At 47.3% G+C, this 264-nt stretch carries 1 protein-coding gene; it reads right to left on the bottom strand.

Annotated features, from left to right (window positions below):
- Positions 1 to 127: 127 nt before the first annotated feature.
- On the bottom strand, positions 128 to 264 hold a 137-nt coding region (locus tag O4G74_RS16635), incomplete at its 5' end, for a DUF1036 domain-containing protein (RefSeq protein WP_419715410.1).

Genomic DNA, 264 nt, shown 5'->3' with positions numbered 1-264 from the left:
ATATAGGGCCAAGTCGCTGCGCTTTAGCAAAAGCTGTTCATCATCTCCATGCATTGGAAATGCAAGAGCACCAATGGACACACTGGCCAAAATATGACTTTGCGTAGACGTCTCATTGGTGCTCCAACTATTGCAGATCGGCGTCCGTTAGTTGAACAGTCCAATCTCTGTTTTTCTTGGTATCGACTTCCATGAAGCCGGTTCTTTCGTAGCCGCGGGCTAGACAGTCCTTTTCACCAAAGATTGTGAAGGACTTATCTCGGG

Source organism: Henriciella marina, from assembly GCF_027213945.1.
GTDB classification, from domain to species: Bacteria; Pseudomonadota; Alphaproteobacteria; order Caulobacterales; family Hyphomonadaceae; genus Henriciella; species Henriciella marina_A.
The sequence above is the reverse complement of the archived record's forward strand: the minus strand, read 5'-3'. Positions and strand labels throughout refer to the sequence as shown.